The organism is Polaromonas sp. P1_F8 (assembly GCF_056405635.1).
In genome coordinates this window covers 228913-240885 of the sequence record NZ_JBFUBS010000004.1, presented here as the reverse complement: position 1 = coordinate 240885, position 11973 = coordinate 228913, and the positions used below count along the sequence as shown (strand labels likewise).

12 protein-coding genes and 1 riboswitch are annotated in these 11973 nt (G+C 63.9%); of the genes, 6 read left to right on the top strand and 6 right to left on the bottom strand.

What is annotated here, in order from left to right; all coding sequences use genetic code 11:
- Positions 1–6: 6 nt before the first annotated feature.
- Positions 7–1926: a phosphomethylpyrimidine synthase ThiC gene (gene thiC, locus AC1D1J_RS16025; protein ID WP_477647020.1), complete on the bottom strand. Its 1920-nt coding sequence runs from the start codon at positions 1924–1926 to the stop codon at positions 7–9.
- Positions 1927–2015: 89 nt separating this feature from the next.
- Positions 2016–2139, bottom strand: a riboswitch (TPP riboswitch).
- 86 nt (positions 2140–2225) lie between these two features.
- Positions 2226–2876, bottom strand: a complete 651-nt coding sequence (locus tag AC1D1J_RS16020) for a hypothetical protein (RefSeq protein WP_477695218.1) — start codon at positions 2874–2876, stop codon at positions 2226–2228.
- Positions 2877–3145: 269 nt separating this feature from the next.
- Here AC1D1J_RS16020 and AC1D1J_RS16015 point away from each other — a divergent pair, with 269 nt between their 5' ends.
- Together AC1D1J_RS16015 and AC1D1J_RS16010 are read left to right on the top strand one after the other, a co-directional pair.
- On the top strand, positions 3146–3688 hold the full coding sequence (locus AC1D1J_RS16015; protein ID WP_477687624.1) for a Spy/CpxP family protein refolding chaperone: 543 nt from the start codon (positions 3146–3148) through the stop codon (positions 3686–3688).
- Between the two features lie 250 nt (positions 3689–3938).
- Positions 3939–5009 (top strand): flavodoxin family protein, encoded by a 1071-nt coding sequence (locus AC1D1J_RS16010; protein ID WP_477687623.1) that lies wholly within the window; start codon positions 3939–3941, stop codon positions 5007–5009.
- 92 nt (positions 5010–5101) lie between these two features.
- Here the strand turns inward: AC1D1J_RS16010 and AC1D1J_RS16005 are convergent, their stop codons facing one another.
- Together AC1D1J_RS16005 and AC1D1J_RS16000 are read right to left on the bottom strand one after the other, a co-directional pair.
- Positions 5102–5572, bottom strand: a complete 471-nt coding sequence (locus tag AC1D1J_RS16005) for a hypothetical protein (protein ID WP_477687622.1) — start codon at positions 5570–5572, stop codon at positions 5102–5104.
- A gap of 85 nt (positions 5573–5657) precedes the next feature.
- Positions 5658–5960 carry a hypothetical protein gene (locus tag AC1D1J_RS16000; RefSeq protein WP_477695217.1) on the bottom strand — a complete coding sequence of 101 codons (303 nt, stop codon included), beginning with the start codon at positions 5958–5960 and terminating at the stop codon, positions 5658–5660.
- A 432-nt stretch (positions 5961–6392) separates the two neighbouring features.
- On the opposite strand from AC1D1J_RS16000, the gene AC1D1J_RS15995 reads away from it, so the two are divergent.
- The 4 genes from AC1D1J_RS15995 (at position 6393) to AC1D1J_RS15980 (ending at position 10890) form a co-directional block, all read left to right on the top strand.
- Entirely contained in the window at positions 6393–7196 is an 804-nt protein-coding gene (locus AC1D1J_RS15995) for an endonuclease/exonuclease/phosphatase family protein (protein ID WP_477695368.1), read from the top strand.
- 144 nt (positions 7197–7340) lie between these two features.
- Positions 7341–8621, top strand: a complete 1281-nt coding sequence (gene clsB / locus AC1D1J_RS15990) for a cardiolipin synthase ClsB (protein ID WP_477695216.1) — start codon at positions 7341–7343, stop codon at positions 8619–8621.
- Positions 8622–8628: 7 nt separating this feature from the next.
- Positions 8629–9654 carry a lysylphosphatidylglycerol synthase domain-containing protein gene (locus AC1D1J_RS15985; RefSeq protein WP_477695215.1) on the top strand — a complete coding sequence of 342 codons (1026 nt, stop codon included), beginning with the start codon at positions 8629–8631 and terminating at the stop codon, positions 9652–9654.
- Positions 9655–9951: 297 nt separating this feature from the next.
- A complete protein-coding gene (locus AC1D1J_RS15980; protein WP_477695214.1) occupies positions 9952–10890 on the top strand; it encodes a TIGR03915 family putative DNA repair protein in 939 nt (312 codons plus the stop codon).
- 103 nt (positions 10891–10993) lie between these two features.
- On the opposite strand, the gene AC1D1J_RS15975 is transcribed toward AC1D1J_RS15980, so the two are convergent.
- Both AC1D1J_RS15975 and AC1D1J_RS15970 read right to left on the bottom strand, forming a co-directional pair.
- Positions 10994–11335 carry a hypothetical protein gene (locus tag AC1D1J_RS15975; protein ID WP_477695213.1) on the bottom strand — a complete coding sequence of 114 codons (342 nt, stop codon included), beginning with the start codon at positions 11333–11335 and terminating at the stop codon, positions 10994–10996.
- A gap of 143 nt (positions 11336–11478) precedes the next feature.
- Entirely contained in the window at positions 11479–11901 is a 423-nt protein-coding gene (locus AC1D1J_RS15970) for a PPC domain-containing DNA-binding protein (RefSeq protein WP_477695212.1), read from the bottom strand.
- Positions 11902–11973 lie beyond the last annotated feature (72 nt).

The window sequence follows — 11973 nt, the reverse complement described above, 5'->3', positions numbered from 1 at the left end:
AACAACTCAGGAATAGATCTCGCTCCCGCCTTCGCGGAACTCCTTGGCCTTTTCCTCAAAGCCGGTGGCGATCTGCTTGATGGGAATTGTCGTGGCTGCCGGCGCCAGCGTGGTGCTGGCCGGGTTAAGCCGCGCAAACTCGCGCACCTCCTGCGAGATTTTCATCGAGCAGAACTTCGGCCCGCACATCGAGCAGAAATGCGCCACCTTGGCGTTCTCTTTGGGCAGCGTTTCGTCGTGGTAAGCCATGGCTGTGTCGGGGTCGATCGCCAGGCGGAACTGGTCTTCCCAGCGGAACTCAAAGCGCGCCTTGGACACCGCGTTGTCCCACATCTGCGCGCCCGGGTAGCCCTTGGCCAGGTCGCCCGCATGCGCGGCGATCTTGTAGGCGATCAGGCCCTGCTTCACGTCGTCGCGGTTGGGCAGGCCCAGGTGTTCTTTCGGCGTCACGTAGCACAGCATGGCCGTGCCGTACCAGCCGATGTTGGCCGCGCCCATGGCCGAAGAGATGTGGTCATAACCCGGCGAGATGTCGGTGATCAGCGGGCCCAGTGTGTAGAAAGGCGCTTCAAAACAAGCTTCAAGCTGCTTGTCGACGTTTTCTTTCACCAGCTGCAGCGGCACGTGGCCGGGGCCTTCGATCATCACCTGCACATCATGCTTCCAGGCGATCTGCGTGAGCTCGCCCAGCGTGTGCAGCTCGGCAAACTGCGCTTCGTCGTTCGCGTCGGCGATCGAACCCGGGCGCAGTCCGTCGCCCAGCGAGAAGCAGACGTCATACGCCTTCATGATCTCGCAGATCTCGTCAAAGCGTTCGTACAAAAAGCTTTCCTTGTGATGCGAGAGGCACCACTTGGCCATGATGGAGCCGCCGCGCGAAACGATACCCGTCAGGCGGTTGGCCGTGAGCGGCACATAGGCCAGGCGCACACCGGCGTGGATGGTGAAGTAATCAACCCCCTGCTCCGCCTGCTCGATCAGCGTGTCGCGGAAGATTTCCCAGGTCAGGTCTTCGGCCTTGCCGTTGACTTTTTCCAGCGCCTGGTAAATCGGCACCGTGCCGATGGGCACCGGTGAGTTGCGCAAAATCCATTCGCGCGTTTCATGGATGTTCTCGCCCGTCGAGAGGTCCATCACGGTGTCTGCGCCCCATCGGATCGACCAGACCAGCTTGTCGACTTCCTCCTCAATGCTCGACGTAACGGCCGAGTTGCCGATGTTGGCATTGACCTTGATCAGGAAGTTGCGGCCGATGATCATCGGCTCGCTCTCGGGGTGGTTGATGTTGTTCGGAATCACGGCACGGCCGCGCGCCACTTCGTCACGCACAAATTCGGCCGTGATCTGCTCCGGAATCGCGGCGTTGAAGGAATGCCCTTTTTTTGGCATGCGTTCAGTGGCCAGCCGCTCGGCCAGCTGCGCGCGCACCAGGTTTTCGCGCACCGCGATGTATTCCATCTCGGGGGTGATGATGCCTTTGCGGGCGTAATGCATTTGCGACACATTGGCGCCCGCCTTGGCGCGGCGCGGCACGGGCGCATGTGCCATGCGCAGCGCGGCCAGGGCCGGGTCGTTCAGGCGCTCACGGCCGTAGGCGCTGCTGATGCCGGGCAGGGCTTCGGTGTCCTGGCGCTCGTTGATCCAGGCGCCGCGCAGCGGCGGCAGGCCGCGCGTGATGTCGATCGGCGAGGCCGGGTCGGTGTAGACACCTGAGGCGTCATACAAACGCAGCGGCGGGTTGGCCTCGCGGCGCGGCTCACCGGCGCCTTCGTGCACCAGTGTGTCTGTCAGCGTAACTTCGCGAAAAGGCACGCGAATGTCGGGGCGCGAGCCTTCAATATAGATTTTTGCGGAGCCCGGAAAAGGCGCGCGCGTGATGCGACTGGTGAGGTCTTGGGTGTCAACGGTGAGACGGGTTTTGGCCATGGCTTTGTTCTCCTGAATTCCAGAGGTGGGGTGCCTGCTGGGGAGCCGGGGGTCCATCGGTGGCACGGGATGTGCCGCTGCGGAGTTCCGGAGCCAATTGCGTTGTTCCCTACGCGGGGATAATCCCGATCAGGTTCAGCGGGTCTCGCATACTGCGATCTCAGCCTCGAAAGCCTCCTTACGGAAACATCCTTGGCACCCCGACAAGCTGGCGCTATTGTAGGCAGGCCGGACGGTAATGGCAATTGACCGTGGTCAATAGCACCTTAACCGGCGGGGAGACAAAAACCAGGGGCCAGTTACCCAAAGCGGCTCGCCTGCCCAACCAGTTTTTTGGCCAATTCGTCCATCAGGCCCGGCGTAACCTGTGCCGCGGGGTAGGTCGTGTTTTCCATACCAAAGCCGCCCACATTGCTGATCCGGAAGGCAATTTCGCCACGGTCGTGGTCCGGCGTGACCGTGATAAAACCCCGTGTCTGCGTTTCATACTCGAACACATAGGCCAACAGTTTGTTGGTTTCCGGATGGCGCTGCTCCTTGCGCTCATGCGGTACCTTGCCGATAGACAGGCGGCTCGTCACCCGTTCAAGATCCGGCGGGAAGTTCACTGTCACGCTATGGACGGCCACACTTCCCTTGGCCGGAAGCAGATCCCATCCCATGCCGATGTAGTCAATCGCTTCTGCGTTTCTCAGCATCTTGGTACGGGCGTCGCACCGAAGGTTTGCCAGCGCAAGCGGCGGGAACAGCTGTTTCCCATTCAAGCTGTAGTCGCCGGGAGCCGGCGGTCTGATCACATTGAGCTGCGCGCACAATTCCTGCAGGTATTTGCGCGCCATCTTGCATGCGAATTCGCAGTTTTGCGTGTTGGTGCCCAGGTCTTGCTGCACACCGAGTTGCCGGCTTTGCAGTTCCGTGGCGTGCTTCTTCAGTTCAGACAAAAAACTCATTTGATCGGCGGGCGGGTAAGACGTTGAGGCACACAGCATACCCGCAAGCCCTGGCCGTGAGGCACGGCCGTCCGCAAAACGGCCTCCGGCAATATTTACGTCCTTGCCCCGTAACCACCACCAGGCTTTCACCAAACTTTACATACCGTCATCGCCCGGCAACGGCAGGGAAACAGACGGCCCGCACACTTGCTTTCAACCTGATGCCAGAAGCCGTATGTCACGACTCGATGGAAACTCAGGCATCTTCTCCTGAAAGGAAGTTCCCCATGAAATTCGCATTCAACCGCACTGCTTCCCTGAACAGCCTCGTGCTGGCCGGCCTGCTGGCCACCGTAGGCGCCGGCGCCATGGCGCAAGCACCTGCGACCGCTCCTGCTGCCGCTGGCAAGCCTGCCGGCCCCCACGAAGGCCGCATGGGCCACCGCGACCCCGCCAAGATGCAGGCCATGATCGCCAAGCACCAGGCCGAGCTCAAAGCCAAACTCAAGCTCACGCCCGCCCAGGAAGGCGCATGGACCGCTTACACCGCTTCCATGCAACCGCCCGCACACGGTGCACGCCCCACGCCGGAGCAACGCGCCGAGTTCGACAAGCTGACCACGCCCCAGCGCATCGACAAGATGAAGGAAATGCGCACCCAGCGCATGGCCGAGATGAACACGGCGATGGACAAGCGCGGCGAAGCCACCAAGACCTTCTACGCGGCGCTCACACCCGAGCAGCAAAAAACCTTTGATGCCGAGCACAAAAAGCACGGCATGCGCCATGGCGGTCCTCGCGGCCAGGGCCCCGCCCCGCAAAAGGGTTGAGCCCTGACGGCGACACGCTGAACTGAAGCGGCGTCAGGCCCGCACGGCAGCCTCAACGGCTGCGTGCGGGCTTTTTTTGGCCAATCCGCACCCCGCATACGCTACTAATTTAATAGCTGCTTGCGCCCGTCATCTATGCCTCAACCGCCAATCTCATCAAAATTTCCACGCGCCGGACGGTACCGAAAGCCTGCGTAGGACGGCGTCGAAACCGCCCGTTCAGGCCATGCAGCGTCACTAGACTCGGCAGATGACCACGGTACGCAAAGGCCAGGCACCGGCCGCCCTCTCACGCGACGCGTTCCACGAACGCTTCATGCAATCTTTTGTCGACCCGGCATTCCGGCAGGAAGACGAAGCCCTGGCCCGGATCGAAAGCGTGGCCTGGGACGCCTACCAGGAAGGCCGCAAGGCACCCCACACGCGCAAGGCCGGCGAGGAGTTCTCCGACCCCGGCTACGACCTGTCCGTCGAATGGCTGGAAACCCGCGAACGCCTGGCCAAAGCGCAGGCGGCCTGGAAAGACCCGGCCACACCCTCACGCGTGTTGCTGGTGTGCGGCTCCGCCCGCAACGACGGCACCTGCCCCGGTGAAATCTCCAAGACCTGGCGCCTGCTCAATACCGCGAAGACCACGCTCCAGGAGGCAGGCATGCATCCCGATGTGCTGGACCTCAGCCTGCTCACTTCCAGCTACCACCTCAATATCCACCCCTGCAAAGGCTGCGTCTCTACCGCCATGCCGCTGTGCCACTGGCCCTGCAGCTGCTACCCCAACCATTCATTGGGGCAAACCAGCGACTGGATGGCCGAGATCTACGAGCGCTGGACGGCTGCGCACGCCGTCATCATCCTCACGCCCGTCTACTGGTACCAGTCACCCAGCCCGCTCAAGCTCATGATCGACCGCCTGGTGTGTGCCGACGGCGGCAACCCCGACCCCACCACCACCCACGGCAAAAAACCCGAGGAAGCCAAGGCGCTGGAGATGAAAGGCTGGGACTATCCCAAGCACCTGGCAGGCCGTGCGTATGGCGTCGTGGTGCACGGCGACGTGGCCGGGATCGAAGGCGCGCGCCGCAGCCTGTGCGACTGGCTCGACTGGATGGGCCTGATCGATGCCGGCAGCCAGGCCCGGCTGGACCGCTACATCGGCTACTACGAGCCCTATGCCACCAGCCACGACACGCTGGACGTGGAAAAGGCCTTGTTGGAAGAAGTGCGCAACGTGGCCAGCGCGGTTGCCACCGCCGTCACGGAACTCCGGGCCGGCAGGCTGTCCCAGCCCGATAAAGGATTGCGCAAACCCCGGCCCAAATAACGCAGGCGTGAAAAAAGCCGGGGCAGGTAGAAACCTGTGCCCGGCTTTGCAAGGTGCAATCGTCAGGCGATTACACCCGTGCCTTACTTGCCTTACTTCGAAGTGCCACCAACGGCCGCATCACCCTGAACACTGCCCTGGACACGGGCACTGCCCGCCGCGTTATCCAGCTTGTTGTAGGTGCGCTTGGCGCCGCTCTTCACGGCGTTGCCGGTGCGGGCTACAGCCCGTCCGGTGCTGCGGGCGGTGTTGTCCACCGCAGCGGAGGCCCTGCTGCCTGCGGAGGTATCACCCTGGGCCGAGCCGGAGACATTGGCGCCGGCACCGAGCCTGCCGCTGGAAGATCCCGAGGAGGGCCCGCTGGAGTCCGAGCTAGTGCCTGCCGCGGCATTCGCGCGAACACCGGCGTCGATATTGGTGTTCTGGCCGGCCGAGACGCCGACCCCTACACCGGTGCCGACGCCCACACCGAGGCCCTGTGCAAAGGCGCCGGCAGAGCCGAACAACGCGGCTGCGGTCAACGCAGCGGCCGCAGGAATGGAACGCATAAAGTATTTGGACATATCAAACTCCTTCAAAAAGGGAGATGGCAACGCGTCAGCGCGCCTTCACCCCGAAACTGTCATGGCGCCAAGGCAGAGCCTGGCCTTACTTGCTGGTACCGCCCGAATCCGTGGGGGCAGCGCCTGCAGTGGCGGCTTTGCTCTTGCGTGCAGCGCGTTTGGCGGCCTTGGCCTGCTTCTTGTCGGATTTCGCCGCCTGTTTTTCGGATTTGGCGGCGTCGCGCTGCTCAGGCGTTTTGGCGGTTGCACCGGTGGAAACCGCGCCCGAGCTGTCGCTCGGTTTGCCCGTTGGATCAGTCTGCGCGTGTGCGGCTGCGCCGAACATCATTGCGGCCGTCATTGCAGCGGCCAGGGAGAGAGTCTTCATGGAAGAGGGGGTTTTGAACATGGGAGTAGTTCCTTGAGTTGTGCTCGTAGGCTGGGTTGAAAAAACACGCCTGCCACTTCATCGGGCTAACGTTGAATTCAATCTAGCGGGCCGGGCCCGCCTGCCTTATCGGAGAGGCCCCCCGTGCCATGTAGGACACTGCGCCCGCGGGCTGTGGCCAAAGGCGCGTCCCAAGGCTTGCATGCGCAGCGCCCTGCCGCAAATAAGTTACTGTCCTACAGTCACACCCCGGGCGCAGAATAACAATGGGTGCCAAGGCCTGTCCTGCGCCCTTTCCGCCTGCCTGTCTGGGCCTACTCGCTTATCTTTCCTATGCCGACTTCCACACCCGAATCCCCTTCGCCATCGCCTTCTTCAGCTTCGCGCCGCGGTCCCGACGCCCTGTCTGTCGCCGTGCCCACCCGCTCTCCCGAAGCCGTCACGCCGATCGATATGGAAGCCGTCGAGGCCGACACGCAGACGGCGCTTGCAGCAGTCAGCGCCGACTCGTCGTTCTCGTTCAAGGTGCTCACGGTCAACATCCACAAGGGCTTCACCTTTTTCAACCGCAAATTCATCCTGCCCGAGCTGCGCGAAGCCGTTCGCGGCGTCGGGGCGGACGTGGTGTTTTTGCAGGAAGTGACGGGCAACCACGTCAAGCACCAGGACAAGTTCGACAACTACCCGGAAACCCCGCACTACGAATTCCTGGCCGACACCATCTGGCCGCAGTTCGCCTACGGCCGCAACGCGGTCTACACCAACGGGCACCATGGCAATGCCGTGCTGTCCAAGTTCCCCATCGTGCGTTTTGAAAACCTCGACGTCTCCATCAGCGGGCCCGAACGCCGCGGGCTGCTGCATTGCGAACTGCAGATACCCGGCCGCAGCGTGAACGTGCACGCCGTCTGCGTGCACCTGGGCCTCATGGAAGCGCACCGCGAGCAGCAGATGGACATGCTGTGCGAACTGGTGCGCAACAACATTCCGGCGCACGCGCCCGTCGTGGTGGCCGGGGACTTCAACGACTGGCGGCACCGCGCCCATGCCCGGCTGGAAAAAGGCGCAGAGCTGCATGAGGTGTTTGTGCAGGCCAACGGCAAGGCGGCGCGCACCTTTCCCGCACGCCTGCCCCTGCTGCGACTGGACCGCATCTATGTGCGCAACGCTATCGGCCACGCACCGGTGGTGCTGCCTCTGCGGCCCTGGTCACACCTGTCAGATCACGCGCCCCTTGCGGCAGAAATCGAGCTCTAGAAACATGGCCCCCACGCTCGTCACTTCGTGTACTTCGCTGCCCCCCGAGGGGGCCGCTGCGCCTGCGGCCCGGCAAAGCCGGTTCCGCGGCCCCTGCTGGCCTGGAATCCGCAAAGCACCTTCTTCTGCGGCCAAGGAGAATTTATGTCGAGGTGGGTAAGCGGCAACCAGTTCCAGCTGCTTGAAAACGGCGAGGAGTTTTTCCCGCGCGTCTTTGAGTGCATTGCCGCGGCCAAACGCGAGGTGGTGGTGGAAACCTTCATCCTGTTTGAAGACAAGGTCGGTGAAGAGCTGCACGCGGCCCTGCACCAGGCGGCGCGGCGCGGCGTGCAGATCGACCTGACGATTGACGGCTACGGCTCTCCGGACCTGTCACCTGAATTTATTTCCACCCTGACGCGGGCCGGCGTGCGCGTGCATGTGTTTGACCCGGGGCCCAGGCTGTGGGGCTGGCGCACCAACCTGTTTCGCCGCATGCACCGCAAGATTGTGGTCGTCGACGGCGAACGTGCTTTCGTCGGCGGCATCAACTATTCGGCGGACCACCTGGCCGACTTCGGCCCGCAAGCCAAGCAGGACTATGCCGTAGAGATCGAAGGTCCCCTCGTGGCCGACATCCACAGCTTTGTGCGCAGGGCCCTGGCGGCGGGCCAGCGCAATGCCGGCGCCAGCGGCGAAGCGCCTGCCGGCTTGCGTGAACGTTTTTCCGAACGCGCCCGTTCCGTGGCCGGCACATGGCGCAGGGACGACGTGCCCGCGCCGGCGGGCGACGCCGCGGCGCTTTTTGTCACGCGCGACAACCGCAAACACACCAACGACATCGAGCGCCACTACCGGGCCGCCATCCGCACGGCGCGCCAGCGTGTCGTGATCGCCAACGCGTATTTCTTTCCCGGTTACCGGCTGCTCAGGGAAATGCGCCACGCAGCGCGGCGCGGTGTGGACGTGCACCTCATTCTGCAGGGCGAGCCCGACATGGCGATCGTCAAGACCGCCGCCAGCATGCTCTACCACCACCTGCTGGACGCGGGTGTGCGCATCTACGAATACTGCGACCGGCCCCTGCACGGCAAGGTGGCCGTGATCGACGACGAATGGGCCACTGTGGGCTCCAGCAACCTGGACCCGCTGAGCCTGGCGCTCAACCTCGAGGCCAACGTCATGATCCGCGACCGCACCTTCAACAACGACCTGGGTTCGCGGCTGGACCACCTGATGCAGCACAGCTGCAAACAGATAGGCCGCCAGGACCTGGTGAAGCCCACCTGGTGGCGCACGCTGCGTAGCTACTTTGTCTTTCACCTGCTGCGCCGCTACCCCGCCTGGGCCGGCTGGCTGCCGGCGCACGCGCCGCGCATCACGCCCGCCGAAGTGGCCATGCCCGAATCGCGCGAGCCCCAACAGCGCCAGGCCAAACCCATTTGAGCGCGTGATGGCCGAAAGCCGCACCTTGCCCACGCCCCATCCTCCCCGCCCGCCCGAGCGGCACGGCAAGGCCCAGCCCGCCGCGCCGAAGAAAAAGGCCTGGTGGCCATGGCTCAGGCACGGTGCCACCGCCGCGTTCTTTCTGCTCATCGCCAGCCTGCTGTTCTCGCAGGCCCGCAAGATTGAATGGTCCCAGGTCCTCACCGCGCTGGAGGACTACCCCCTCACCGCCGCCTGGGGCGCCGTGCTTTTAGCCGTGGCCAGCTTCACGCTTTACAGCACCTTCGACCTGCTGGGCCGCCACTACACCCGCCACCCGTTGCGCGCCCCCACCGTGATGGCGGTGACCTTCGTCAGCTACGCCTTCAACCTCAACCTCGGCTCCCTCGTGGGCGGCGTGGCTTTTCGCTACCGCCTCTATTCACGCCTGGGCTTGGGCAACGGCGCCATCACCCGCATCATGTCGCTGAGCATGCTGACCAACTGGATGGGTTACCTGCTGCTCGCCGGCGCGGTGTTTGCCTTGCAGCCGCCCACCTTGCCCCTGGACTGGCCTGTCACCACCAACGCCCTGCGCCTGATCGGTGCGGTGCTGCTGGCCGTTGTCGCGGGCTACCTCGGCATTTGCGCGTTTTCCCGCCGGCGCATGCTGCGGCTGCGCGGCCATGAGGTGGTGTTGCCCTCCGTGCGGCTGGCCGGCCTGCAGCTGCTGATGGGCGCCGGCAACTGGCTCATCATGTCGGGCATTATTTTCATCCTGCTGCAGCACCGCATCGAGTTTTCCGCCGTCGTCAGCGTGCTGCTGCTGGCGGCCATTGCCGGCGTGATCACCCATGTGCCGGCCGGCCTCGGCGTGCTGGAGGCAGTGTTCGTCGCCCTGCTGTCGCACGAGATGCCGCAGTACGAACTGCTGGCCGCGCTGGTGGCTTACCGCGTGATCTATTACCTGGTGCCGCTGACCGTGGCTGTTGTGGCCTATCTCGCCATGGAAACCCACGCCAAAAAGCTGCGGCGGGCCCACAAAAAGCGCTGACAGGCGACCCGCACGGGTCAAAACCACACCTTGGCAGGTTTGGCGCTGTTGCCGTCAAGCAGGCCTTTTTGGGCTGGTTTCAGCCTGATTTAGGCGACAAAGCCACAAAGGGCTGGGGATTTACACCCCGCTTTCACACCTGAATCACCAAAACACTGTATATTAATACAGTGAATTCGGGCTTTCTGTCCTGGCAATGCGCCGCCCGCACCCAGGAAGACGGCTCTTTTGCCTACACCCGCCGCGGTGGTCGCCGCCGCACCATGGGTGCTTGAACCGTGAAGAAAGGATGTGTCCATGGGCGTGATGAATGACCTGCTGACGAACGACCTCTTTCCACAAGCCATGCTGCCTGTCACGCTGCAGGGGCAGACGGACCTCGAGGGCTTTCGCCGTGCCGCACGCGGCCTGCTGGCACAGAACATCCTGCCCGGGCAAGTCATCTGGCATTGCAGCACCACGCCCGCTGAAGGCGTGCCGCCCACCGGCACGGCGCAGAGCCCCGCGCTCAGCGACGCACCCACCGTCACTGTCCCACCCGAATTTCTCACCCTGTGCCAGGCCGTCATCCTGCACAACAACCCGCAGCGCTTCAGCCTGCTCTATCGCCTGCTGTGGCGCCTGGTGCATGAGCCCGAACTGCGGCACAACCAGCTCGACGCCGACATGGCGCTCGCCCGGCAGATGGCCGAAGAGGTGCGCCATGACATGCAGAAAATGAAAGCCCAGCTGCGTTTTCACTCGGTGCAGGACGACACCTTTAAAACCCGCCCGCAAGGCGGCCCGCTGCATGTGGCCTGGTTCGAGCCGGAACATCACATCGTTGAAGCCGTGGCGCCGCTGTTTGCCCGCCGCTTCGCCCACATGCGCTGGGCCATCCTCACGCCCGAATGCAGCGTCGAGTCCGACTACCTGGGCCCGCAGGCTTCCGGCCATGGCCGGCATGCTGCGCCGGTGTTGCCCCCGGAAGAAGCACGGCCAGGCCACAAGCCGGCCGACGCCCCGGCTTCACTGCGCTTTGGCCCCGCGGCCGACAGGCAGACCGCCCCCTCACCCGACGCCAGCGAACAGCGCTGGCTCACGCAGTACGAACAGGTCTTTCACCCCGCGCGCCTGCGCCGCCGGATGATGCAGAAAGATTCGCCGCAGCGTTACTACCGGAAGAACCGCAGCTCGGCCGGTGCCCGCAAGGCGCGCACGCCCAAGGCCGCCAACGGCCAGTCACTATCAATTTAATAGCTGCTCGCGCCCGTCCTTGCTGGGCTTTGGCGGCATTTGGCATTCATCCTTGATGCCACACCGTACCGCTCACAGGCTATAAACAGAAAGCAAATCCACCTCAGGGCCTGGCAAGAGGCGGCCGCGTTGGCTCATCTGGCTGGGGCAATACCGCGTCACGGCCGTCGTTGCCGGGTGGCATCACCGGGCGGGTGGTCGAGTCACGCGGATCCGGCGGCGGGGGAGGCGCTTCAGGTTCAGACGCACGGCGTGCCGGGTTGCGGTTCAGCGGATTCCTCAAGGGCACCGTCGGCGTCGCAGCATCGGGTGCGGCGGCCGGCTGTGTGGTTTGCGATGTCTGCGCTACCGCCTGCGGCCCTGCGAAAAGCGTCAGGGCGAGTGCCAGCACAGCGCCCGGCAGGGCAACGGAAGCGACGAAAAAAAAGGGTGGTTGTTTCAACATGAATATGCCTCCTTGATGCTGGGTGCCGGCAGGTTGCGTGCGTGGTAATGCGTTAACACCACTCTACGCCTATACTCCACGCCCGCCATGGCCATGACGCCAGCGCGGCTGTCAGGGCCGGCCTACAGACGCGGCCCTTGCTTTCACGACCAGGGCGTTGCCGGCTTCGCCACCAGTTCCTTGAACCCAGTCCGCGCGTCATGCTCACGCGCATACACCCAGCCCTGCAGCGACACCAGCACAATTTCAGCGGTCGTCCGCACAAGGCAACCCGGCATCACATGGCCGCCACACATCTCTCCCCGCGCGTTGGCCACACTGGCATGCAGGTGCGCGCCGTCCGGGCTCAACGTGCCCGACAGCGTGATCAGTTCCAGCGGCTCCACCAGCACCGTTCCCTGCGGCTCAGCCGCATAGCGCAGCACGGCGCGGGACAAGCTTCCCACCGCAGAGATGACGCAAGCCGCGCGGGTGTTCTGCTCGGCCTGCAGCTGGGCGAACGCTGCGTCCAGGGCTGTTCGCAGGTCGTCGCCTGGGTTCAGGCGGAGGGTTAGGGTTTGGGGCATGGGTGGAGGGTAGACGAAGTTGCTGTTGTTGTTCAAGCGGGGCGGACTTTGCTGAGTGTTGCTGGCCGGGGG

What these genes read in the sequence shown, in the direction of transcription:
- AC1D1J_RS15970 (WP_477695212.1), bottom strand. Translation starts at nt 11,901, where the DNA reads ATGCCCCAAACCCTAACCCTCCGCCTGAACCCAGGCGACGACCTGCGA.
- AC1D1J_RS15980 (WP_477695214.1), top strand. Translation starts at nt 9,952, where the DNA reads ATGGGCGTGATGAATGACCTGCTGACGAACGACCTCTTTCCACAAGCC.
- AC1D1J_RS15975 (WP_477695213.1), bottom strand. Translation starts at nt 11,335, where the DNA reads ATGTTGAAACAACCACCCTTTTTTTTCGTCGCTTCCGTTGCCCTGCCG.
- AC1D1J_RS16000 (WP_477695217.1), bottom strand. Translation starts at nt 5,960, where the DNA reads ATGTTCAAAACCCCCTCTTCCATGAAGACTCTCTCCCTGGCCGCTGCA.
- AC1D1J_RS15985 (WP_477695215.1), top strand. Translation starts at nt 8,629, where the DNA reads ATGGCCGAAAGCCGCACCTTGCCCACGCCCCATCCTCCCCGCCCGCCC.
- AC1D1J_RS15995 (WP_477695368.1), top strand. Translation starts at nt 6,393, where the DNA reads ATGGAAGCCGTCGAGGCCGACACGCAGACGGCGCTTGCAGCAGTCAGC.
- AC1D1J_RS16010 (WP_477687623.1), top strand. Translation starts at nt 3,939, where the DNA reads ATGACCACGGTACGCAAAGGCCAGGCACCGGCCGCCCTCTCACGCGAC.
- AC1D1J_RS16015 (WP_477687624.1), top strand. Translation starts at nt 3,146, where the DNA reads ATGAAATTCGCATTCAACCGCACTGCTTCCCTGAACAGCCTCGTGCTG.
- AC1D1J_RS16020 (WP_477695218.1), bottom strand. Translation starts at nt 2,876, where the DNA reads ATGAGTTTTTTGTCTGAACTGAAGAAGCACGCCACGGAACTGCAAAGC.
- AC1D1J_RS16005 (WP_477687622.1), bottom strand. Translation starts at nt 5,572, where the DNA reads ATGTCCAAATACTTTATGCGTTCCATTCCTGCGGCCGCTGCGTTGACC.
- clsB (WP_477695216.1), top strand. Translation starts at nt 7,341, where the DNA reads ATGTCGAGGTGGGTAAGCGGCAACCAGTTCCAGCTGCTTGAAAACGGC.
- thiC (WP_477647020.1), bottom strand. Translation starts at nt 1,926, where the DNA reads ATGGCCAAAACCCGTCTCACCGTTGACACCCAAGACCTCACCAGTCGC.